The 23,556-nt window shown below is 45.4% G+C and carries 23 protein-coding genes and 1 tRNA gene; 11 read left to right on the forward strand and 13 right to left on the reverse strand.

Features of this window, described 5'->3' with window-relative positions:
* Position 1: 1 nt before the first annotated feature.
* From ZYMOP_RS05360 to ruvB, 5 genes are all read right to left on the reverse strand, one after another.
* Complete coding sequence (locus ZYMOP_RS05360; RefSeq protein WP_013934331.1) at positions 2–1,054, reverse strand: hypothetical protein; 1,053 nt, start codon at positions 1,052–1,054, stop codon at positions 2–4.
* Positions 1,054–1,593, reverse strand: a complete 540-nt coding sequence (locus ZYMOP_RS05365) for an ExbD/TolR family protein (RefSeq protein ID WP_013934332.1) — start codon at positions 1,591–1,593, stop codon at positions 1,054–1,056. Before ZYMOP_RS05365 ends, ZYMOP_RS05360 begins: the two co-directional genes overlap by 1 nt.
* On the reverse strand, positions 1,593–2,303 hold the full coding sequence (locus tag ZYMOP_RS05370) for a MotA/TolQ/ExbB proton channel family protein (protein ID WP_013934333.1): 711 nt from the start codon (positions 2,301–2,303) through the stop codon (positions 1,593–1,595). Before ZYMOP_RS05370 ends, ZYMOP_RS05365 begins: the two co-directional genes overlap by 1 nt.
* 3 nt (positions 2,304–2,306) lie before the next feature.
* A complete protein-coding gene (locus ZYMOP_RS05375) occupies positions 2,307–2,810 on the reverse strand; it encodes a YbgC/FadM family acyl-CoA thioesterase (RefSeq protein ID WP_013934334.1) in 504 nt (167 codons plus the stop codon).
* Positions 2,811–3,011: 201 nt separating this feature from the next.
* The gene (ruvB, locus tag ZYMOP_RS05380) at positions 3,012–4,064 is read right to left on the reverse strand and encodes a Holliday junction branch migration DNA helicase RuvB (RefSeq protein ID WP_013934336.1); all 1,053 of its coding nucleotides are present in this window, start codon (positions 4,062–4,064) and stop codon (positions 3,012–3,014) included.
* A 150-nt stretch (positions 4,065–4,214) separates the two neighbouring features.
* Between ruvB and ZYMOP_RS05385 the strand changes: the two genes are divergently transcribed.
* Together ZYMOP_RS05385 and ZYMOP_RS05390 are read left to right on the forward strand one after the other, a co-directional pair.
* Positions 4,215–5,144 carry a 2-hydroxyacid dehydrogenase gene (locus ZYMOP_RS05385; RefSeq protein ID WP_013934337.1) on the forward strand — a complete coding sequence of 310 codons (930 nt, stop codon included), beginning with the start codon at positions 4,215–4,217 and terminating at the stop codon, positions 5,142–5,144.
* A 244-nt stretch (positions 5,145–5,388) separates the two neighbouring features.
* Entirely contained in the window at positions 5,389–5,682 is a 294-nt protein-coding gene (locus tag ZYMOP_RS05390) for a hypothetical protein (RefSeq protein WP_252507402.1), read from the forward strand.
* 109 nt (positions 5,683–5,791) lie between these two features.
* Here the strand turns inward: ZYMOP_RS05390 and ruvA are convergent, their stop codons facing one another.
* From ruvA to ZYMOP_RS05410, 4 genes are all read right to left on the reverse strand, one after another.
* Positions 5,792–6,427: a Holliday junction branch migration protein RuvA gene (gene ruvA, locus ZYMOP_RS05395; RefSeq protein ID WP_013934339.1), complete on the reverse strand. Its 636-nt coding sequence runs from the start codon at positions 6,425–6,427 to the stop codon at positions 5,792–5,794.
* 39 nt (positions 6,428–6,466) lie between these two features.
* Positions 6,467–6,970: a crossover junction endodeoxyribonuclease RuvC gene (ruvC, locus tag ZYMOP_RS05400; protein WP_041581739.1), complete on the reverse strand. Its 504-nt coding sequence runs from the start codon at positions 6,968–6,970 to the stop codon at positions 6,467–6,469.
* A gap of 34 nt (positions 6,971–7,004) precedes the next feature.
* Positions 7,005–7,754 (reverse strand): YebC/PmpR family DNA-binding transcriptional regulator, encoded by a 750-nt coding sequence (locus ZYMOP_RS05405; protein WP_013934341.1) that lies wholly within the window; start codon positions 7,752–7,754, stop codon positions 7,005–7,007.
* Between the two features lie 494 nt (positions 7,755–8,248).
* Positions 8,249–8,488: a DUF2312 domain-containing protein gene (locus tag ZYMOP_RS05410; protein WP_013934342.1), complete on the reverse strand. Its 240-nt coding sequence runs from the start codon at positions 8,486–8,488 to the stop codon at positions 8,249–8,251.
* A 321-nt stretch (positions 8,489–8,809) separates the two neighbouring features.
* Here ZYMOP_RS05410 and pyk point away from each other — a divergent pair, with 321 nt between their 5' ends.
* The 3 genes from pyk (at position 8,810) to ZYMOP_RS05425 (ending at position 12,369) form a co-directional block, all read left to right on the forward strand.
* On the forward strand, positions 8,810–10,237 hold the full coding sequence (gene pyk, locus ZYMOP_RS05415; protein WP_041581741.1) for a pyruvate kinase: 1,428 nt from the start codon (positions 8,810–8,812) through the stop codon (positions 10,235–10,237).
* A 362-nt stretch (positions 10,238–10,599) separates the two neighbouring features.
* Positions 10,600–11,295, forward strand: coding sequence for a tRNA (guanine(46)-N(7))-methyltransferase TrmB (trmB, locus tag ZYMOP_RS05420; protein ID WP_013934344.1), 696 nt, complete (start codon positions 10,600–10,602; stop codon positions 11,293–11,295).
* A 183-nt stretch (positions 11,296–11,478) separates the two neighbouring features.
* Positions 11,479–12,369, forward strand: a complete 891-nt coding sequence (locus tag ZYMOP_RS05425) for a DUF2141 domain-containing protein (protein ID WP_013934345.1) — start codon at positions 11,479–11,481, stop codon at positions 12,367–12,369.
* A 28-nt stretch (positions 12,370–12,397) separates the two neighbouring features.
* On the opposite strand, the gene ZYMOP_RS05430 is transcribed toward ZYMOP_RS05425, so the two are convergent.
* The 4 genes from ZYMOP_RS05430 to ZYMOP_RS05445 form a co-directional block, all read right to left on the reverse strand.
* Positions 12,398–14,071 (reverse strand): M28 family metallopeptidase, encoded by a 1,674-nt coding sequence (locus tag ZYMOP_RS05430; protein ID WP_013934346.1) that lies wholly within the window; start codon positions 14,069–14,071, stop codon positions 12,398–12,400.
* Between the two features lie 31 nt (positions 14,072–14,102).
* Complete coding sequence (gene nadB, locus ZYMOP_RS05435; RefSeq protein ID WP_013934347.1) at positions 14,103–15,695, reverse strand: L-aspartate oxidase; 1,593 nt, start codon at positions 15,693–15,695, stop codon at positions 14,103–14,105.
* Between the two features lie 69 nt (positions 15,696–15,764).
* A complete protein-coding gene (locus ZYMOP_RS05440; RefSeq protein WP_013934348.1) occupies positions 15,765–16,724 on the reverse strand; it encodes an ABC transporter ATP-binding protein in 960 nt (319 codons plus the stop codon).
* A gap of 33 nt (positions 16,725–16,757) precedes the next feature.
* On the reverse strand, positions 16,758–17,441 hold the full coding sequence (locus ZYMOP_RS05445; RefSeq protein ID WP_013934349.1) for a YggS family pyridoxal phosphate-dependent enzyme: 684 nt from the start codon (positions 17,439–17,441) through the stop codon (positions 16,758–16,760).
* Between the two features lie 244 nt (positions 17,442–17,685).
* On the opposite strand from ZYMOP_RS05445, the gene ZYMOP_RS05450 reads away from it, so the two are divergent.
* The 6 genes from ZYMOP_RS05450 (at position 17,686) to acpA (ending at position 23,543) form a co-directional block, all read left to right on the forward strand.
* Positions 17,686–18,165, forward strand: coding sequence for a low molecular weight protein-tyrosine-phosphatase (locus ZYMOP_RS05450; RefSeq protein ID WP_013934350.1), 480 nt, complete (start codon positions 17,686–17,688; stop codon positions 18,163–18,165).
* 80 nt (positions 18,166–18,245) lie between these two features.
* A complete protein-coding gene (locus ZYMOP_RS05455; RefSeq protein WP_013934351.1) occupies positions 18,246–19,076 on the forward strand; it encodes a fructosamine kinase family protein in 831 nt (276 codons plus the stop codon).
* Between the two features lie 114 nt (positions 19,077–19,190).
* Positions 19,191–19,264, forward strand: a tRNA-Cys gene (locus ZYMOP_RS05460).
* Positions 19,265–19,531: 267 nt separating this feature from the next.
* Positions 19,532–20,008, forward strand: a complete 477-nt coding sequence (gene ybaK / locus ZYMOP_RS05465; RefSeq protein ID WP_013934352.1) for a Cys-tRNA(Pro) deacylase — start codon at positions 19,532–19,534, stop codon at positions 20,006–20,008.
* 198 nt (positions 20,009–20,206) lie between these two features.
* Positions 20,207–21,670, forward strand: coding sequence for a helicase HerA domain-containing protein (locus ZYMOP_RS05470; protein ID WP_013934353.1), 1,464 nt, complete (start codon positions 20,207–20,209; stop codon positions 21,668–21,670).
* A 196-nt stretch (positions 21,671–21,866) separates the two neighbouring features.
* The gene (gene acpA / locus ZYMOP_RS05475; RefSeq protein WP_013934354.1) at positions 21,867–23,543 is read left to right on the forward strand and encodes an acid phosphatase; all 1,677 of its coding nucleotides are present in this window, start codon (positions 21,867–21,869) and stop codon (positions 23,541–23,543) included.
* Positions 23,544–23,556 lie beyond the last annotated feature (13 nt).

Below are 23,556 nucleotides of genomic sequence, written 5' to 3' on the forward strand. Positions count from 1 at the left end.
ATCAGTGCATTTGCGCCGGAATAAAACCAATATCAATTTCATCCCAGCCTCCTTTATAAAGATCGGCCGGTAAATGTAATGGAGCACAGCGTAAAACGGCTCGACGACTTATCTCTGTCATTTGACGGGCATAAGATCGATTATTCGCATTAAGGCCGTTTTGTTCAATAACCTCTGGCACACCATTTACGGAACCATCCGGATTAAAACGCAACCGCAAAACTGTTACAATATGCATAGCATCTGTTCCCCCTAAGGCACCCAAATCATAACAAGGTTGCACCTGTCGTTTGATGGAGGCCCCCAGACCATTCAACGCTAAACCGGAAATCGCAGCGGCTTGGGGTTTAGAAGAGGTTCCGGTGCCATCTGTAATACCCTTTAAAAAATCGGGTCCTAAATGGGCACCACTACTACGCGTATTTTGAACTTTACCTTTTTGACTATCTACTGCGCTATTCTTTTCTTTCCCTTTATTATTATCGGTGTTGCTCACCGCCTTAGGATCAGAAACATTAACCTGAGATTTAGAAAAAGCCTCCATCAGATTCTTTACATCTGTATGATTCTTGCTTTCTGCCTTAGGCGCAGGCTTGGGGGATGGCTCGGCTTTAGGGGTAGGCAGCTTAACCAACTTGGGTTGGGGGATCGCTTCTGGTTTGGGTGGTAAAGGCGGTGCGACTTTGGGCGTAGGCGTAGGCTCTGCTGCGGGCTTGGAAGGGGCTGTTTTTTGAACAGTAGGTTCAGGCTTAATAACAGCTTTAGGGGTAGCTTTTGGCGAAGCTTCTTTTACGACAGCCGGCTTCTCAACCGGAGCCGCTTCTTTTTCTGGTCCTAAATGAGGGGCTGTCTGTGCCCGCATAGGGGACGGAGAAGCTTCCGGTGAGGAGGAATGCATACCCACCCCATTTGCAAAAGTAACTTCAATGGTATCAATCGGCTGGATTTCACGCTTTTCGGCAAAGGTAAAACGAATTAAGAAGATGAGTAATAAAAGCGCATGCGCGGAAAGCGCTATAAGCAATCCGCGCTGTGTCGCTGATCTAGACGTCATCACCGCACGCTACCTTTAGCTACAGATCGAGATTTACTTATAGAACTATCTTGCGAAGAGGTGCCCGTTGTCACAAGCGCTACTTTTTTAAGCCCGGCGTGATCCAATTCGCCCATCACCTGCATTACCTGACCATAATTAAGTATCCGATCCGCTTTTAAATAGATCGTTTGTTCAGGCGCTGCCGTAGGCGGTGCATCAGGATCGTTATCCCCGCTTACTTCTTCATGTCGTGCCAGCGAAGCCTCGTGGATAGCCTGCAAACGAGCAGGGAGATCGGCCATAGCCACAACATCATCATCGACATGAACGGTGCCATCAGAATCAATGGTAATAGTGATAGGCTTTTCTTTCGATACCAATGCTTTTGCACGACTATCGGGCAAATTGACGGCAACGCCCGATACCATCAAAGGCGCGGTTACCATAAAAATAATCAGCAACACCAACATCACATCGACTAACGGTGTAACATTGATTTCCGCCATCAATGGCCGGCGGGCCGCCCCTTTGCGGCGTCTTGAAGAAATCGATCCCATCAGTGACGCGCATCCATCGCACGACTAAGCGTGATATAAATCCGGTCTGAAAAACGGTTAAGCTGTGCTTCAAAATTATTCACACTATGGGACATACGGTTATAAGCTACGCTGGCTGGAATAGCGGCAAACAGGCCAAGCGCAGTTGAAAACAAAGCTTCAGCAATGCCCGGACCCACAATTGCCATAGCGGTGTTACCACCAGCCGCAATCTGGCTAAAACTATGCATAATGCCCCAAACCGTACCAAATAAACCAACAAAGGGAGAAACAGATCCAATCGTTGCAAGGCTTGTCAAGGGAGAAGCCATTTCCTCAACAGAGGCGCCAACAGCACTTTCCAAAGAGACTGCCAACCGTTCACGCTCGCCTTCATGGTCTATAACACGGCCTGCATTTTTGACCGTTTGCATAGCGGATAGAAAAATACGGGCAGAAGGATCGGTACTTCCAAAATAGCGATCATAAAACCGCTCTAATTCACCCATGGATTCGGCTTTAGTATAAGCACGTTCAAAATTACGGCTGCCATGACGCATAGAACGGGCTCGAAAGCCTTGGCCTAAAATTAACGCCCAACTCCAAATACTGGCACACAGCAATAACAGCATGACCAATCGGCCGACCATATCAGCATGGAGAAATAAGGTTATTGGCGATAAAATAGAATCGGCCAGCCCTGCATCCCCAGATATTCCCAAAGAAGGCATAATTTAGTTACTTCCTTTCAACCCAATATTATCGGTTATGCATAACGGTTCAAATAAAGACCGCCATAAAGAAGGTAAACGACAAGGGCGACCATCGACAGAAAGAAAGGCAATCACCGCTTCAGTTTCGACTAACAATTGGGAATCACGAAAAATCTTTTGTTGTAATTGTACAGTAGCCGCTTTTAATCGGGTGAGTTGGGTTTGTACTTCTAGTCTATCATCTAACCAAGCAGGCTGTCGGTAACGAATTTTTTGTTCATGAATAACAAACATACCGACTCCTTCGTTATAAGCAGCCCGTTGATTAATACCCAAAAGCTTTACTAAGTCCGAACGAGCCCGTTCTGCAAAACGTAAATAGTTAGCATGATAAACTCGTCCCGAAAGATCCGTATCCTCATAATAAACCGTTAAAAAAAAGGAATGTGTTTGTTTCTTCAAAATACCATCGGCAGAAAGAGAGATATTTCTGTCCATAATGAGACTATTCATGGGTACGCTCATTATCCCATCCTTTTTCTAAAGGACAAAAACTCAAAACAGAAGGACTATTCTTTAGTGACAAAGGTATAATAAGGTACATTATCAAAATCACCTGATAATTATTTTACAAATAAACACCTAAAATCGATCTCATTATAACTTTACAAATTTTTTATTTAAAATTTTAAAGCTAAATAAAATTCGCTTGGAATATCTCAAAGGTTAAGGTGCCTTGAATAAACCCGGCTGATTATCGGCTTTATCTGAAGAGGAAGCCTCTTTCATCGGTTCGGGCAAGCCAAGATGCTGCCAAGCTAAACTGTTAAGCTGCCTTCCGCGCGCCGTACGCGCCACTAAACCCAATTGAATTAAATAAGGTTCGATAACCTCTTCAACGGTATCGCGAGGCTCGGACAGACCTGCCGCCAATGTATCGACTCCGACAGGGCCACCTTTATAGATGTCAGCAATCATCATCAGATAGCGGCGATCCATCAGATCAAGCCCTAATTTGTCAACTTCCAAACGATTAAGGGCTTCATCGGCAATAAAATGATCAACGACTTTCGCCGCCGCCACATCCGCAAAATCGCGCACACGACGTAGTAAGCGCCCTGCAATACGAGGGGTGCCCCGTGCCCGCCGCGCAATTTCTTCAGCGCCATCAGGCGAAATAGCCATATCCAGTAATCGTGCTGCGCGGGTGATAACCTGTCGTAATTCCTCAATAGTATAAAATTGAAGTCGGATAGGAATACCAAACCGATCCCTTAAAGGCGTGCTCAGCAAACCTTGTCGGGTAGTTGCCCCTACTAGAGTAAAACGAGGTAAATCGATTCTAACGGAACGGGCGGAAGGCCCCTCGCCGATCATCAAATCTAATGCCCGATCTTCCATTGCCGGATAAAGGACTTCTTCAACCGCCGGTTGAAGACGATGAATTTCGTCAATAAACAAAACATCACCATCTTCCAGATTAGTCAATAAAGCGGCAAGGTCGCCTGACTTTACAATGACAGGGCCGGAAGTGGCTCGAAATCCGACGCCCATTTCACGCGCAACAATCTGGGCAAGCGTGGTTTTGCCTAATCCGGGTGGACCAAAAAATAGCACATGATCCAAGGCTTCTTGCCGCCTTTTGGCCGCCTCGATAAAAATACGCATATTTTCACGGGCAGCCTGCTGTCCGATAAACTCGTCAAGAGAGCGGGGGCGTAAAGCCTGATCGGTATCGCTCCCTTCCGATTCAGGGTTTAATAAATTATTCCGCGTCATAAAATTAAAGAGACCATGATAAGGGCTGAAAATAAAGCTTTTTCAGAAATAGGCCATAGGCGCTTCGATAATGAAACCTTACAGTAAGGCTATTCGTTGCAGCCTGTTACAAGACTGTTATTCTTCATAATCCGATCAGGAGATTAAGCAATGACTGATAAACCTGGGGTTCTTTTATTGACCCCTCTTTTTTATGGAGAACGGGAAAAGCTGGATACGCTGTTCACGGTCTATGAATTCAAGACGAAAATTACCCCAGAGATAGCGGGTAAAGTGAAGGCGTTAATCGGGGATGGTCAGGCCAAAGTCGATGTCGCTTTAATGGACACCTTTCCTAATCTGGAAATTATAGCACAATATGCGGTGGGCTTTGATGGCATCGACCTCCAAGCGGCTAAAAAAAGAGGTATCCGGGTTTCTAATACCCCCGGTGTTTTGACCGAAGATGTTGCTGATATGGCACTAGGCCTGTTTATCAGCTTAAAAAGAAATCTGATTCCGAATGATCGACTGCTGCGTGAAGGGGGCTGGCTTAACAAAGAAGAAATTCCACTTAGCCATAGCGCCAGCAATTTAAATGTTGGTATCTTTGGCTTGGGTCGTATCGGCCATGCTATTGCAGATAGATTAGCGCCGATGTCAAAAAGCATCAGCTATTGCACCCGTCATAAAAAAGACGTCCCGTGGACGTATTATGACAATGTCACCGATCTAGCTAAAGCCGTTGATGTCCTCATCCTTGCCGCACCGGGTACCAATGAGACCAAAGGGTTAGTGAATAAAGCTGTTTTCGAGGCCTTAGGTAGCCAAGGGGTGTTGATCAATATTGCACGGGGTCTCATCGTTGATGAGCCTGCCTTGATCGAAGCCTTGGACAAAAATATTATTGCCGGAGCTGCCTTGGACGTATTTGCTCATGAGCCTAATGTCCCAAAAGCGCTTATTCAATCCTCCAAAGTTGTATTACAACCGCATCTTGGTAGTGCCACGGTCGAGACCCGCACAGCAATGGCCAATTTGGTTATTGAAAATCTTCAGGCTTTTTTTGCTAAAAAACCACTCATCACACCAGTTATCTAATTAATGCCTATAAGAACGTATAATAACAGATCGGTAATTATCCTGCCGATCTGTTATTATAACATAAATTTTGTAGTGTAATTCATCGGAATAAATTTATAAATTACGAATATATCCAATTTGCGTATCTTTTATCCTGATCTTATTTCGAATAGAGAATGCCCAAATTAAGCTAATCTCGTTTCGGGAGCGAAAGATGCACTATATTGTGAAGAGACGAAAGCTACAAAGAAGAGTAAATTCTATGGATATAAAAACAGCCGATGTGGATACAGAAGATGAATTAACTTCTGAACTTTTAAAAGCGCAACGGCAAGTGGAACAAGCCAAGGCACGTTATAAAAGCTTGGTTGCCAAACAAACCGCGGAAAGAAAAAAACTCGCCGAAACACGGCAAAAAATTCTGGGTGATTTGCTTATCAAAGCGGCACAAAAAGATGATCGCTATAATCGTGTTATCAAGGTGCTTCTCGATAGTATTCCTGAGGGAAAACGCCATAAAGCTTTCAACAATTGGGAAGTGCCTCAACCTCAATAGAAACAGATAATTTGCGTTTATGAAAAAAATACCCTTGGGAAATACTGCCGAAATAGCATTTTTTAAAAAATCTATGATGAATTGACAGCGGATTCCCGAAGAACCCCTTCTAATGTTTAGAAGATAATCGCAAAGCAAGGCGGACAAGTGCATCCAGTGTTGCGGTTTCACCTAACTCTTCTATCGCTGTATTAACCGCATTTTGCGCTTCTGAAGGACGGAAACCTAAATTCAAAAGCGCAGAAACGGCATCGGCTGCGAAATCATGGTTCGATGAGGATGGCTTGCCGCCTATATCCTTAACCGAAAGCTTTTCTTTTTTAAGAGAAGATAACAGGCCAGAAGCGGCAGCTTTATCCTTTAACTCGTTGACGATCCGCTGGGCAATTTTAGGACCAATACCATTAGCGCGGGTTACCATCGCTTTATCGCCGCTAGAAATTGCTACCGCGATAGCCTCGGGTGTCAAAACAGTTAGGATAGCTAAAGCACCTCTGCCTCCGACGCCTTGCACTGAAGTTAAAAGACGAAACCAATCTCGCTCAACTAAAGAGGAAAAACCATAAAGCGTAATGGCCTCTTCTCGAACCTGTGTTTCGATATGAACCGTTACTTCACCCTCGATGGTCGCAAAATACTCCAAACTCCGCCCAGATAATTGTACCAGATAGCCCACGCCATTTACGTCAATAATAGCGGAATCGGCATTTGCTTCGGCCAAAAACCCGACTAACCGTGCAATCATCTTATTAATTTCCTACCCAAAAATCAGCCTGCCATCCAATCAAGTATTCGGAATACGGCGGGCATAGCCTTGTGCCGTTGCCCGATGATGGGCATGGGTAATCGCGACGGCCAATGCATCGGCGGCATCGGGTCCCGCCAATTTTACACCCGGCAATAAACGGGAAACCATAGCCTGAACCTGTTTTTTATCGGCACTTCCTGTGCCGACAACCGCCTTTTTCACGACATTAGGGTGATATTCACCCACGACCAATCCTGCTTCGGCAAGACTAAAAAGCGCGATACCCCGCGCCTGCCCTAACTTTAAAGTGGATTGGGCATTACTATTACCTAATACTTCTTCAACGGCGGCCGTTTGAGGTTGATGTGTCGCAATCACAGCGGCTAGCGCATCATGTAATAAGGCCAGCCGCCGTGCTAACGCCATGGAAGGATCGGTGCGAATTTGCCCATTAGCAACATGGCTTAAACGATTACCATTAACCGTTATAGCGCCCCAGCCGGTCGTACCCAGTCCGGGATCAAGGCCAAGCAGAATCATTGTCACCGAGAAGGTTCCTTCCCTTGGAACAAAATTATTCCTGCCCCAACCGTTCCATCACTTCATCAGCAACATCATAATTGGCCCAGACCGTCTGGACATCATCATCATCTTCCAACCATTCAATCAGCTTGAACAGGGTAGCCGCTTGGGTTTCATCGACTTCGATCAAAGTCTGAGGCCGCCATGCCAATTTAACCCCTTCAGCTTCGCCTAAAATCGCTTCAAGTTTGCCAGCCACTTCATGGAGATCAGCCTGTGCAGTCCAGATTTCATGTTCTTCATCCGAAGAAGAAACATCTTCGGCGCCAGCCTCCAAAGCGGCTTCAAAAATCTTTTCTGGATCACCCGCTTCGGCTTTATAGGTGATTAACCCCATACGATCAAAACCATGGGTAACAGAACCGCTGGTGCCTAAATTGCCGCCATTTTTAGAAAGCGCCGTTCTAACATTGGTAGCCGTACGGTTACGATTATCGGTCAAGGTTTCAATAATCAAAGAAACGCCAGCAGGCCCAAAGCCTTCATAGCGCAATTCTTCATAATTCTCGCTATCACCACCGATAGCTTTGGCAATGGCGCGCTCAATATTATCTTTCGGCATACCGCCAGAACGCGCAGCAGAGACAGCCGCTCTTAATCGGGGATTCGCATTGGGATCCGGTAAGCCCGATTTCGCTGCAACCGTGACTTCACGGGATAATTTTGAAAAAAGGGCTGAACGCTTCTTATCCTGTGCCCCTTTGCGATACATGATATTTTTAAATTTTGAATGGCCTGCCATGGTTCCGTCTGTCTATACGCATAATAAAATATTCCCGTAATACGGGAAATCGAAATAACCGATTTTAAAATCAGCCTTATCCTAAGGAATTAGCTAATTGCTATGCTTAAAGATTTTAAAATCCCCAAGCATAACTTTCGGTAAAGTTTATAGCCGGATTGATTTTTGCCAATTCAGGCTAGGAACAATTCTTATTAAAGCCGATTAATTCAGACTTTATAAAAAGAATACCATACCCGATACTGCAAAAACCTGAATTAACCCGTCACCGATTCTTAAAATTAAGATATCGATTTATAATCAAAGACTCGATTGTCAGATTTTTTCGAAAAGCAATGAAACGAATAGACTTTAAATTATTTTAAACGCTTCATCCTTTTTCCAAGATCGCAACAATCGGATAAAGTCCCAGTCTATAGGTTAAATTCCACTTCAGGACAATCCGGCCGTTTTGGCTTTAAAATAATAACGGCCCTAATCTGCCCTTGGAATAACTAGTTCAAACCTAATGCATTACGATAGGTTTCCAATAAAGCATCCATTTCATCACGGGCATCTTTTTCCATTTTCCGTAAACGGATAACAGAACGCATTGTTTTTGCATCAAACCCTTGGGACTTAGCTTCCAGATAGACATCACGAATATCATCCGCCATGCCTTTTTTTTCTTCTTCGAGTCGTTCAATCCGTTCAATAAACAGACGAAGCTGATCGGCTGCGATATGTTCCGACATAAAAAACAAATTCCTCAATAAAAAATGACTGAATATATAATTTTCATCCGCTTTCCAAAAGAAAAGCAGACAGCATACAGTTTAACCTATCAAGGCTGGATGAAAAAACTCACTATGCGATATTCTTAGGGCAAGAGACAGGAAGGATGGCGTTTTTCTCCCTGAAAATACAGAAAAATATGATCTTTTTTGCACGAAACGCTTCCATTTTCCTTTTATTTGTAACAGATTGCCGCACGAACTTGTGCTTGATCATCTGATGATAGAAGCGCAATGGGATTACCTGTGATATTAAATCAGCAAAGCGGAAGGAATAGAAGCTTGACTGAAGGACTTTTCCCACGCGGCCGTAAGGTACGTGTTGTTTCCACGCTGGGCCCGGCCAGCTCCACCGCAGAACAGATTCGTGACCGTTTCTTGGCTGGTGCGGACGTATTCCGTATCAACATGAGCCATGGTGCTCATGAAGAAAAGAAAGTGATCGTTGACAACATTCGTGCGCTTGAAAAAGAATTCAACCGCCCGACCACGATTCTTTTCGATCTGCAAGGCCCGAAGCTTCGCGTTGGCGATTTCAAGGGCGGCAAGGTCATGCTGAAAGAAGGTCAAACCTTTACCTTCGATCAGGACACGACGCTTGGTGATGACACCCGCGTTAACCTGCCGCATCCTGAAATCTTCAAAGCACTTGGCAAGGGGCATCGTCTTCTTCTCGATGATGGTAAGATCGTTGTTCGTTGCATCGAATCTTCCCCAACCAAAATCGTTACCCGCGTCGAAGTTCCGGGTCCGCTTTCCGACCATAAGGGTTTCAACGTTCCTGACGTTGTGATTCCGCTTGCAGCGCTTACGCCAAAAGATCGTAAAGATCTTGACTTTGCGCTTCAGGAAAAGGCCGACTGGATCGCGCTTAGCTTTGTTCAGCGTGCAGAAGACGTTATCGAAGCTAAAGAGCTCATCAAGGGTCGCGCACCGCTTCTCGTAAAGTTGGAAAAGCCGGCTGCTATCGATAATCTCGAAGCTATCCTTGCTGAAACCGATGCTGTCATGGTTGCTCGTGGTGACCTTGGTGTTGAATGTTTGCCGGAATCCGTTCCGCCGACGCAAAAACGCATCGTCGAACGCTCCCGCCAGCTGGGTAAGCCGGTTGTTGTTGCAACGGCTATGCTTGAATCCATGATCAAAGCACCAGCCCCAACCCGCGCCGAAGTCAGCGACGTTGCTAACGCCGTTTACGAAGGTGCTGATGGTATCATGCTTTCTGCAGAATCTGCTGCTGGTGACTGGCCGCATGAAGCTGTTAACATGATGCATCGCATTTCTTCTTATGTTGAAAATGCACCGGGTTACATTGAACGCGTTCGCTTCACCCCGACCCCAGCAGAAGCCACCACGGTTGATGCTTTGGCTGAAAACGCCAGCAAGACGGCTGAAACGGTTGGCGCAAAGGCTATCGTTGTCTTCACGGAAACCGGTAACACTGCACAGCGCGTTTCCCGTGCTCGTCCGGTTGTGCCGATTTTATCCCTGACCCCCAATGCTACGGTTGCCCGTCGTTTGGGTCTGGTCTGGGGCGCTCAGCCGATCGAAGTTCCAACGGTTAAATCCTTGGAAGAAGCTAAGAAGCTGGCTGCTGAAACCGCTAAAAAATACGGTTTTGCAAAAGCTGGCGACAAGCTGGTTGTTGTTGCAGGCGAACCTTTCGGTAAAGCTGGCACCACCAACATTGTCGATGTTATCGAAGCTTAATTTTTAAGCCTTCATCGCATAACAGCGAAGAAAAAAGCCGGGGTATTTACTCCGGCTTTTTTTCTATAATTTTCAGACCGTTCAAAATCTTGTCGAGAAAAGACCTTTTACAGCCTCTACAGCCTCTACAGCCTATGCAAATATCTTGGCTTGAAGGTTACTTTACTCCCTATTTATAAAGTAATATTTACCTTCCTAAAATTGGGCTAACTAGGCTGGCCAGCCTTATTGATACGCGCAGAAAAAATTTCTGTGGAAAAGTAGAAAAGCAGACAGCACGAAACTGAAATAATTATTAAAGTGCAACATTTTTTCTGCCCTTAAGAATTCCCTCTTCCTAAAAAATCCGATACGGCAAAATTATGACTGAACGCCTTATTCATGATCCGCTGACGATCCGCCGCCTTTATGGAAGACAGCAAGGCCATACGCTTCGTACTAAACAAGCCGAACTTGTAGAGAATACGCTTCCGACTCTTGAAGTCGCTTCTACAGGCCCTGTTTTGGCCACTGACTTATTCGGAGATGATCGCCCTTTAGAATTTGAAATTGGTTTTGGAAAGGGAGAACATCTTGCGGGGCAGGCGCGCATGCGTCCTCATCATGGTTTTATTGGCTGTGAACCTTTTTTAGATGGAGTCGTCGGGCTCCTTACAACTATCGAAAATGATCACCTAAAAAATATTCGGCTCCATCGTGGAGATGCCTTAGATGTTCTCGAACGCTTGCCAGATAACTGTCTGGATCGGGCTTATTTATTACATCCAGATCCATGGCCAAAAGCCCGTCACGCTAAACGTCGATTTATGAATCATGGCCCAATTGGTTTAATTGCTCAAAAAATGAAAAAAGGGGGCGAGTTTCGCTTCGGAACCGATCACCCAATTTATTGCCGTTGGGCTATGATGATTATGGGACAGCGTCCGGATTTTGAATGGTTGGCAACGACACCTCAAGACTTTCTCAAGCGACCTGAAGATTGGCCTCAGACACGTTATGAAAAGAAAGCCCGCCAAAATGGACATGAAGTCTGGTATTTCCGCTATCGCCGCCGATAAAGTAAAGTGAAGATAGCTTATTTTTGTTATTCAAAATAGAAATAGTATTTTCTGGAAAATTTCAAAGAATATAGCGCCAAAATACTATCTATGTTTTCTTGTTTTGCAGGCATAAATATGCTTGTCACTAAAACATAATACAAAAATATTGCTTCTATCGAAGTACTAAGAGAGGAAAAAGACGTGTTGGAATTCTTGACCTTGCTGCTTGCCCAGCCTGTTCAGGACGGTAAGCTCAGCACAGTTTCAGACAAAATCGAAAGTTCTGTTTCTGGAAAAAATGCTGCGCCTCTCTCCGTCATGCAATCTAGTCAATCCAACACGCGACCGGCCCCTATATTAGATTCCTCTGAACCGGACAGTTCTTTGTTCAAGGTGCCGACAACGACAGCGACGACGACTGCCCCGATACAGCCTTCAAGTCAGCCTCAAGGGCAAGGGGACGAACATTTAGTTCAAGTGGATTCCAGCAAGGGATTTCAGTCTTTTATGGCTGATTCTCGGGGCATTATCGCTAATGCCCCTTCACGCGAAGCGGTAATGTGTCGCCTTAACGAGAAAGGTCCGGCTTTGGTAGTTCAAGCGGTCGGGCTGAAAGACCGGAAAGGCTTACTTAGAATTGACCTTTATCCCCCTACGGAAGATGATTTTATGGCCGACGAAGAGGATTTAGCCGCAGCGCATAAAATCTTTAGACGGCAAGAAAAAATTATTCCACAAGAAGGTCTGGTCAAAATTTGTGTGCGCGTTCCCAAAGCAGGAACTTATGCCATAAGTCTGACGCATGATCGCGATGCCAATCATCGCGTTACAGTCTCTGAAGACGGCGTCGGGGTACCAACGAATCCACCTCATCTTTTACACGAACCTCGGCTGAATGAATCGCTTGTAAATGTTGGGCCGGGTGTGACTATCATTCCAGTACGCTTTAGTTATCGTCGGGGGTTATTATCTTTTGCCCCGCTTCGTAAGAAAGATACTATCGACTATAAAGCGTCTGTTGATTATAAAACACCCCCTGATAAAGATCCTAAAAATGTATCCTATAAAAAAATGTCCCAACCAGAAGGATAGGACATTTCTTAGATCATTTTTCTAGGCCCTACTTCTGAACAGATCGTTTGGCCTTAAATTCAGAGGTAGGTTGCCATTCTGGCCAATTATTGGAAAAGGCGAGATCATAGCCCAGCTTATAAAGCAGGTCAGTATCTTCAGCCGCCCCTTCAAAATTGAGCAATGGACTCCAAACATCACAGGTTTGATGATAACATTTCATGTAATCAGATAACCATTTTTCGCCTGCTGGCCTACCGCCACTTCGCAGATCATAGGCACCTGCCATGCCCATCATAAGTAAAACCGGCACCCCTCTTCGGGCAAAAGGTAAATGATCAGCTCGAAAAAACAGACCCCGTTCCGGCAATAATTCCGGCGTTACAACGCGATCCTGGTCACGAGCCGCTTTGACTAAAGCCGTTTCAAGATCATTCTGGCCTGCCCCTATTAATAAAACATCTTTGGCACGCCCCGCTGTCTGCAACACATCAATTGTAAAATTGGCAACCGTTTTATCCAACGGATATAAAGGATGTTCAGCATAATAAGAGGAGCCCAGTAATCCGCGCTCTTCAGCTGTCCATGAAGCAAAAACCAAAGAACGATCCGGTACAGGGCCTCGTTTAAAAGCGTGGGCCAGCTCTAAAACACCAGCAATCCCGATCCCATCATCAATAGCACCCGAACGGATAGTGCGCCCTTCTTTATCCGCTGCACCGATACCATAGGCATCCCAATGCGCTCCAAACATAATAGTTTCATCAGGGCGTTTTTTACCCTTGATGCGTCCTAAAACATTATAGCTAGTGATCTTTTGATAACGAAGCGGCAAATCAGCAGACAAAAAAGTATCGGGTAATAAAACAGGCTTAAAATCACTACGACGCGCCTGTTTTTTCAAATCGTCGAGATCAAGCCCCGCCTGTGCAAAAAGATTTCGAGCGGCATCAGCGGATAACCATCCTTGTAAGGCAACCGGCTGATCTCCACTGCTCCGAACAATATCATAGCCCTCACCGGCCGGTGCCGTGACAGTATTCCATCCATACCCTGCTGCCATAGTATCATGTATAATTAAAGCCGCGACCGCGCCCCTTCTCGCGGCTTCTTCATATTTATAGGTCCAACGGCCATAATAGGTCATAGCGCGTCCACCGAATTTACCAGAAACCGCTTCATCAGAAGCCGCGGCAAAATCAGGATCATTAACTAAGAAAACTGCAATTTTACCTTTAAGATCAAAACCTTTAAAGTCATCCCAGCCCCGTTCCGGCGCAGAGACTCCATAGCCGACAAAAGCCATAGGCGCATTCATAAGTGTAATTGTATCAACAGGACGGAGACTGGTAAGATAGATGTCTTTATTTTGCTGTAGACCGAAAGCGCTATAAGCCGTTTTAATCTGTAACTGCCGAGCCGGCCCCATCTTCGTATGAATCAAAGGAACCGCTTGCGTCCATCCCCCATTTTCACCCGCAGGTTCAAGATCTAAAGCCTTATACTGACGAATAAGCCATGCAATCGTTTTAGTCTCGCCAGCTGTTCCCGGGGCCCGTCCTTCCAAATCATCCACAGAAAGAGCTCTGACAAAATCAGAAAGTTTTTGCGCGCTAACTGGCCCCGTCACAGACGAAGCGATTGCGGCATGGGGAGGCAATAAAAGGCTTCCCCAAAATACAGCCGCCATCGTCAGTTTTAAAGAAAACTGCCCTGTTTTCATAATCTTCCCCCCGTTAAACCCTCAATAAAATTTAAGGTGTTAAAACTGTATCAACTGCCACGGGCAAGGTATCTGGATAATCGAGCATATAATGCAAACCGCGGCTTTCTTTACGGCTCATGGCACAACGCACTATCAGGCTTGCCACATCAATTAAATTCCGCAATTCGATCAATTCAGGCGAAACGTGGAAATTGCCATAATATTCAGCAATTTCATGTGCCAGATTATCAAGGCGATGATGAGCGCGCGTTAAACGCTTTGTTGAACGGACGATACCAACATAATCCCACATTGCCCGTCGGATTTCATGCCAATTATGCTGAACAACAATCTCTTCATCCGAATTAGTAACCCTGCTATCATCCCAAGGACGAACAGCGGGCGGTTCTGCCAAATCATCCCAATTTTCTGTAATGTGCTTGGCGGCGGCTTCACCAAAAACCAGACATTCCAGTAAAGAATTACTGGCAAGACGATTAGCCCCATGCAAACCGGATTGGGCAACTTCACCGATAGCGTAAAGGCCAGGTAAATCGGCCCGACCGTTCAAATCAGTCAAAACCCCACCACAGGTATAATGCATTGCCGGTACAACCGGAATCGGTTGTTTGGTAATATCAATACCTTGTTCTAACAAATGCGCACGAATAGTGGGGAAATGCTGTTCAATGAATTCAGCAGGACGATGACTTATATCAAGATGGACATAGTCAAGCCCCAATCTTTTAATCTCATGATCAATAGCCCGGGCGACAATATCACGGGGTGCCAATTCATTTCGCGGATCAAAATCCGGCATGAAACGGTGACCATCCGTTGGGATTTTAAGCTGTCCCCCCTCACCGCGCATCGCTTCTGTAATTAAAAAATAGGTACCTTCAAGACTATAAAGGGCGGTCGGATGGAATTGATTAAATTCGAGGTTAGAAACCCGTGCACCGGCCCGCCAAGCCATAGCGATACCATCACCGGTTGCCCCCTTGGGCGCGGTCGAATGCTGGTAAACCTGCCCCGCGCCTCCCGTTGCAAGAATGGTAGCCCGTCCTAAAAAGCGCTGAACCTTGCCATTCCAAGAATTATAGGCATAAACACCATGAACCGCACGGCTGTCCGATGGATCTTTACAATGCCGACCTGAAATCAGATCAATTGCGGCCATATCAGGAATTAAACGAATGCGGGGATGGGCATGGGCTGCTTTTTCTAACGCTTTTTGAACCGCTAAGCCCGTTGCATCATCGACATGCACAATACGACGATGGCTGTGTCCACCCTCACGCGTTAAATGCCATCGTTCACCAAATTCATTACCATGGTTAAAAGGAACACCGATTGCAGCAAGATTTTCAATCGCTTTTGGGGCATGTTCTACCACATATTCAACGGTTGAACGGCGGTTTAACCCCGCCCCTGCCGTAAAAGTATCTTTAATATGGTTCTCGAAATTATCTCCAGCATCCAGAACAGCGGCAATACCACCCTGCGCTTTAGCAGTTGAGCCATCGGAAATGGATCCCTTTGCCAAAACCGCAACATCAAAACGATCAGCCAGATGTAAAGCAGCGGTTAAACCGGCTGCCCCCGATCCAATGATAACGACATCAAAAATCTTGTCACTCATAAGGTCAAACGACCTCCATTTCTGATTTCCAGCACCATAAACCGCCTATCTTTTCGGCGAAAATGGTCATTATGTTAGCTGTGCTTCCGGTATATCTCGCGTTAATGTTAAAAATATATCTTCCAGATTAGCTTCATGGGTTGAAACATCAACAATAGCGAGATCAGCCTGTTCGATCACAGCTAATATTTCACCGGCATTTATCTTTGCCTTATCATAGCGAATATGCAAACGCGACGGCGCAATAATTTCAGCAGAGGCATGATTATTATGCTGTGACATCCATACAGCTAAAATGGATGGCAAGGTTGTGATCTTATTACTAAGAATGACATCCATGCTCTTATCACCCACCATATTCAATAAATGAGAGGTCGGCTGATTAGTGATCAGATGGCCATGATTAATAATAGCAATTCGATCACATAATTGTTCCGCTTCTTCCAGATAATGCGTCGTAAGGACAATGGTAACGCCTTGATCATTCAATTTTTTAACGTAAGACCAAAGCTGTTGCCGCAATTCTATATCAACGCCTGCCGTTGGCTCATCCAGAACCAGTACCGGAGGAGAAGCGACCATAGCCTTAGCTACCAATAACCGCCGTTTCATCCCACCCGATAAAGAACGGGCATGAGCAAAAGCTTTATCTTCAAGATGCATCGCCTCTAGCAATTCCATCGTCCGGCGCTTTTTCTTTGGAATACCGAACAGGCCTGCATAGACTTCCAAAGTCTCAAAAGGCGTAAAGAAAGGATCGAAAAAAATTTCCTGAGGAACAATACCTATAGCTGAACGGGCGTTTAAAGGATCTTCATCAATATCAAAACCCCAGATAGAGACGCGACCCGCTGTTTTACGGACGAGTCCGGCCAAGATATTAATAGTCGTGGACTTTCCTGCCCCATTAGGGCCAAGTAAGCCACAGATAGAACCTCGCGGAATTTTTAAATTCAGATTAGTAAGCGCCTGCTTCCCGCCTTGATAAACTTTAGACAGACCTTCAATATGAATAGCCGCTTCACTCATGGATGGACCCTTTCAGGCATAGGTAGAATTTCCTTAAGCCCGATGTCCAAATAAAGCAGTCCCAACCCGAATATGGGTCGCCCCAAGGGTGATAGCCAATTCATAATCGGCAGACATGCCGATAGAAACCGCGGGCAAACCAAGATCATGCGCCATTTTGACAGTAAGGGCGAAATAAGGCGCGGGTTCTACTTCTAATGGGGGCACAGACATTAAACCAATAATGGGAATACCTGCATCACGACATTGCTTTAATATCGCTTTGGTATCAGCAATATCACAACCGCCTTTTTGCTCTTCTTCGCCGATATTCACCTGAATAAAACATTCTGGCCGTTTATCTAATGTATCCATGGCACGCGCCAAGGCTTCAATCAAAGACGGACGATCGACAGAATGGATGGCATCAAATAATTCAACCGCTGTTTTTGCTTTATTCGATTGCAGCTGCCCAACACAATGTAATCGAATATCAGGGGTTTCTTTAATCAGCGCCGGCCATTTTTCCAAAGCTTCCTGAACACGGTTTTCACCAAAAACGCGCTGCCCTTCAGCGATTAAAGGAAGGGCCGCTTCTGCCGGATGCAGCTTAGAAATAGCAATAAGCTCAATATCTTCAGGCTTGCGACCAGCCGTTTTCGCGGCCTTCGCTATTTTAGCCTGAACAATGCCAAGCGGCGATAAGGTATCATTATGAGAAGGTGCATGGGTCATCATAAAAAGACGCTATCATTTTTTTCTGATTTTCAACAGATTTTCCTGATTTTTCGGATTTAAAGCCCCAAAAACAGGAAACACGGAATATTGAATACAATATCAGACTATCTAATGATAAAAATTAAAAAATACGATAAAGTATAGCGTAAAAAGCAAAATATCGTTGTCCAGTTATAACTGGATGATGTCTTGTTATATACTGATATGATCAAAAAATGACGTGTTTTAAGGAGTCTCTAACCCAATGAAAGCTTCCCCTGCCTTACTTTTTGTCTGCCTCGGCAATATTTGTCGTTCGCCTTTAGCTGAAGGCGTCTTTCGCGATCTGGTGACAAAGGAAGGGCTGAAAGTGACGCTTGATTCTGCGGGTACGGGCGATTGGCACATCGGTTCCCCCCCTGATAAACGGGCTCAGGTAGCAGCCTTTAATCACGGACTGGATATCAGCGGATTAAGAGGGCGGCAAGTCACGCGACAGGATTTTTATCTATTCGATTATATTATCGCGATGGACAGTAAAAATTTAACCAATCTAAAACGATTACAACCCAAAGATGGTAAAGCCAAATTATCTTTGTTGATGGATTATGTAACAGGATATGAAGGAAAATCGGTCGCTGATCCTTATCATGGGGGCGCCGAAGATTTTGAGAAAACATGGAAAGATGTTTCAACGGGTGCCAAAGCGCTTCTTACCTATCTACAACGCCAGCATACACTTTAAACTTTTAGCTATAAAATGAACCTATAGCTATAACGGCTAATCTTAGTTTTTCTAAAAAGCCGTTTATTTAAGGTAATCTGATGAGTGACCGTTCTTCTTTCTCTGTTTCCAATGATGCCGCCCGCCTGATCGGCCAACAATTAATGCGGGAAGAACGGTTACATGGAGGTGACTTATCTCAAGTTACCCAATTATGGCTAGAAGATGGGAGTCATGCTGTCGCAAAAAACAGTATTTTTCCTGATCGAGAAGCTCAAATGCTAGAAGCCATTGCTAAAAGTGGCGCACCTGCCCCCCAAGTTTTAGCCGTTGATGATAAACTTCTTGTGATGCAGTGGTTGCGGAATCGGGATGTCTTGCACCATGCATGGAGCGATCTCGGCAAAGTGTTGGCGCTCCTCCATACTGTACATGGGCCGCTTTACGGTTGGAACCACAATTACGGCTTGGGAAATATAACGATCCTCAACGGATGGATGCGAAACTGGCCAGATTTTTGGGGCGAATATCGTTTAAGGCCGCATCTACCCCATATTTCACCGGATTTAGTCGATAGGCTTGAAGAACTGATCGAAGATTTACCGCAACGTTTACCGATGACACCGAAACCTGTTTTACTCCATGGGGATCTTTGGGACGGGAATATTCTGGTGGATGATGGCCGAATAGTGGGGTTAATCGATCCTTGTTGTTACTATGGCGATGCCGAAGTCGATATAGCAATGATCAATCTCTTTGACCGTCCCAGTGGCTCTTTTTATGAATCTTATGAAACCTACCATCCTTTAATGGCTGGATACGAAGAACGACTGAATATCTATAAATTATGGCCTGCGCTTGTTCATTTGCGTCTCTTTGGGGATGGCTACCGCCCCTTGGTCACACAACTACTCAAGTCAGCAGGCGTTTAGAGATTAGAATTTTTATAAATGGGCCTTTTTTAGAGAGAAAAACAGAAAATTTGCAAAATTATGCAAAGATAAGGTTGACGAAAGCGTAAAATCCGCGCATTGGGCGCAGTGGATGGCTCGATGGCGGAGTGGTTACGCAGAGGACTGCAAATCCTTGCACGCCGGTTCGATTCCGGCTCGGGCCTCCATTCTCCTTTTTATTTTCCTATTAATAAAAATGATCAAGCAGCGGTATTTTATTAAAACTGACTCCTTTTCTTTATTATCGTATAATAACGTAACGATAATAGATGCTTAGATTAAAGCGAGGGGCGGCTATAAAATAACCTATTGAGCCCTATTCCTCCCCTTTTCGATCTATACGTCTTAAGCAATATTAGCCTTTTACCTTTTAAAAACCGTTTTTTTCTAATCGCCCTCTTTTCGATAAAGCGAGAACAGGTTATTTTTCGGCTATGACGAAAAAAACACGCGGAACGGTTTTTCTGGAAAAAGCCAGTATTGAATTTACGGTTCATCCTTATGAATATGATGCAAAGGCGCAGGCCGCCGGTCTTCAGGCAGCAGAAGCGCTGAACCAACCTCCAGAGATTGTCTATAAAACCTTGATGGCCGAAGTGGATGGCAAGCCCGTCTGTGCTGTTGTGCAGGTGCATCATGAAATCTCGATGAAAAAGCTTGCAGCAGCAGCTGGTGGGAAATCAGCCCATATGATTAAACCAGCAGATGCTGAACGGATGACGGGCTATCATGTGGGCGGTATCAGCCCTTTTGGGCAGAAAAAACGGGTTCCCGTGATCTTCGACGAGGCGGCTTTTAGCGCTGAAAAAATCTTCATCAATGGTGGTCAACGCGGGGTATTGGTAGCCCTTAACCCAGAAGAGGCACGGCGGGTTGTCGACGGTAAAATCGCGGCTATCAGTGACAGCTAAACCTCGAATTTTTAAAACTGTTATTTCGTTCTTTTTTCTTCACTAAAATAGGACGCAAAGCGATAACGCGCTTGCTAAACTTTAATGTCCTATCTTGGCTACCTAAAAATCACAACGCGAGTTTGATTGCGTTAGACCCAGAATCAACGATGATTTTATCTCTTGCAGAAAGAGGCAAGCCTTGCTCAAAGGTAACAAATGAGTGTGATGATCAATATGGGAACAGATCCAAAGGGGCAAATAGCCTCTATGGATCTTGAAGAATTACTGGCAACACGGTTATTGGTTCAGGGTAATTCCGGTTCTGGTAAATCCCACTTACTGCGGCGCATGTTAGAAAAAAGCGCCCGCTATGTACAACAAATCATCATTGACCCAGAAGGCGATTTCGTCACTTTGGCAGATCGTTTTCCGCATGTAGCGGTTGAAGGATCAGCCTATAACGAAGCGGAAATTCGTGTTTTGGCGCAGCGTATTCGGGAACATCGCGTCTCTGTCGTGCTCAATCTTGACGGGCTGGATGTCGATAACCAAATGAAATGTGCCGCATGGTTTCTCGCTACCTTATTTGATGCCCCACGCGATCATTGGTATCCCGCTGTGGTCATCATTGATGAAGCGCAGATTTTTGCACCGGCACAGGCGGGCGAAGTCTCTGATGAGGCACGGCGATTATCCTTGGCGGCTATGACTAATCTGATGTGTCGCGGCCGGAAACGCGGCCTTGCAGGCGTAATCGCAACCCAACGTTTAGCCAAGCTTGCTAAAAATGTGGCTGCAGAAGCCTCTAATTTCCTGATGGGACGCACCTTTCTTGATATTGACATGGCACGGGCGGCGGATCTGTTAGGCATGGATAGACGCCAAGCGGAGACAATCCGCGATTTAGAAAGAGGCCATTTTCTTGCCCTAGGCCCCGCACTTTCCAGACGACCAATCGCCATTCAAATCGGCGATGTCGAAACCAAAAGTCGAACGGGTAGCTTTAAGCTGATGCCTTTACCGGATACTAAAAGTCATAAGGCTGAAGAGCTCCTTTTTTCAGAACCGAAAGAACCGGCTTTACCTTTGGCTTCACCAGAACCACCGGCCCCGCCCTCTTCTGAGCAACTTATGGAATTTATCCAAAAAGAAGAAGAACGTAAGGCGACCGAAGCCCCCAAAAACGACGTTATTGTTGATAACAGCCAAAAAGAAACCCTGATTGATGCGCTTCTATCCAGCATCATAGCAGAAGAAGAAAATGCCTATCGTCAGGCTAATCTTCTTTATCAGGAATTTATGATTGGCTGTCGGATGCATGGTTTAACCACGCCCCCCCTTGATCTACCCGCTTTCAGTCGGCGGCTGGCTATGGCTCGATCAGGCCTCAAGGGTAAAGATTTCCAAGATGAAACATGGCAGCCCGCTTTTAAGGTAGCCCAGACCTTGGAAGAAGATATACAAGCTGTTTTCTTGCTTTTAGCCAAAAGCGCCAAAGAAAATACGCCCTGTCCCGATGATGACATCATTGCCCGTATTTATGGTACCCGCTCTTCAGGCCGTGCAAGGCGTCTTCTAGGCTATATGGAAAATCAAGGCATCATCACTATTCGGACAGATTTCGGCGGGCGGCGCAGCATCACTATTCCGGCCCTTGGATGGACAACAGCAGCTGCTTAAAAAGGAAATAGTACCCTTCCAATAACATAAAGCCCATCCTCATCATAGTTTCACGTGAAACAAGGGAGCTGAAAAACAAAATATCCAGCCCCTTAACAGAAATGACATATAAATTATTTAAGGAGAAAAGAGGCTTTTCGCTGTGCTGCAAAGATAACAAAAACGCTAAAATGATTAGGTCGTCGGGGGAATAAAAATGTCGGATAATTCTAAAAATGGGCATGAAACGATAGAAGAGACAACGACCAATCATCCAAAAGACATGGACCGCCGACTGCTATTAGGGGGTCTTGCGGCGGCTACCGCAAGCATGGCTATAAAGGCGGAAAGTAAGCCATCCGATAAATCCCGAACATCTTCTGATATAGATAGACTTCTTAAAGAGAATATTGAAAATATAGTAGTCATCTACGCAGAAAATCGTAGCTTTAATAACCTATTTGGCGATTTCCCCGGGGTCAAAAGCCCGCTCTCAGCGCTGCCCCCAACAGCTTTTCAACAACGCGATCGGGATGGAAGCTTATTACCCTACTTACCGCCTATATGGGGCGGTTTGGTGCCAGATACCCAAATCGTCGAGCATCAGCATTTCCATATAGGGGAAAAAGACCTACCCCGTCTGCCTAATGCCCCTTTTGCGTTAAGAACCGCAAATGGCGATCCTTTACCAGCAGGGGTTGTCACCCGTGATTTGGTCCACGCTTTTTATAATAATCAGCTGCAAATCAATCAGGGTCGCAATGATGGGTTTGTGGCTTGGGGGGATTCCGGTGCCTTAGTGATGGGCTATTATAGCGATATGCCGGTTAATCTTCGACTATGGCAAATCGCTAAAGAATATACCCTATGCGATAATTTCTTTATGGGCGCTTTTGGGGGTAGTTTCCTTAATCATCAATATCTGATTGCAGCACAGCCTCCTTTCTATCCCTATGCCAACCGCAGTCCGTCCGCTGGCTTGATTGCTCAAATAGAAGGTAATGACCCAAGCGGTATTCGACTTAAGCTAAAATCATCCACAGCAAAAACGGCGTTAGAGGGGCCTGCCTATTTCGTGGATAGCTGTCTGACACCTGATTTTTATGCCGTTAATACGATGTTACCCCCTTATGCCCCCAGCCTCAATTTTGATCCAGAGCATCCGGAAAAAGTTGCCACCCAAAATCCGCTAGTATTAGTGCCACAACATCATGCAACGATTGGGGACAGATTGACCCAAAAAGCTATCAACTGGGCATGGTACGCAGGTGGATGGGATGCCGCATTAAAGGGCAAAGAAGATAATTCAGACTTTCCCCAGCGGCCAAATTTCCAATTTCATCATCAACCTTTTAATTATTTCAGTAATTTTGCCCCCGATACAGAACAGCGTAGTCTAAAATTACGGGATGGCGGTATAGGAGATACCGCGCGCAGTAATAAATTTATAGCAGACATCGAAGCGGACAGATTGCCTCAGGTGGCTTTTTATAAACCACAAGGTAACTTGAATATGCATGCGGGCTATTCTGATATAGAATCCGGTGATCGGCATATTGCCAAAATCATCGAGGCTTTAAAAGCCAGCCCACGCTGGGATAAAATGGTAATCATTCTTACCTTTGATGAAAATGGGGGATGGTGGGATCATGTTGCCCCACCCAAAGGAGACCGTTGGGGGCCGGGTAGCCGTATTCCGGCTTTAATTATTTCGCCCCATGCTAAAAAGGGAACCGTAGATCATACCCTTTATGATACAGGTTCTATTATCCGATTTTTGACCCGACGTTTTGATCTCGTTCCTTTGACGGGGATTGCGACAAGAGAACAAGCCATAAAAAAAGCAGGAGGCCCTCCTCTGGGCGACCTCACCCAAGCCTTGGTTTTTTCATAAAATAATCAATCTA

Origin of the sequence: Zymomonas mobilis subsp. pomaceae ATCC 29192 (genome assembly GCF_000218875.1) — a bacterium.
Lineage (GTDB): Bacteria > Pseudomonadota > Alphaproteobacteria > Sphingomonadales > Sphingomonadaceae > Zymomonas > Zymomonas pomaceae.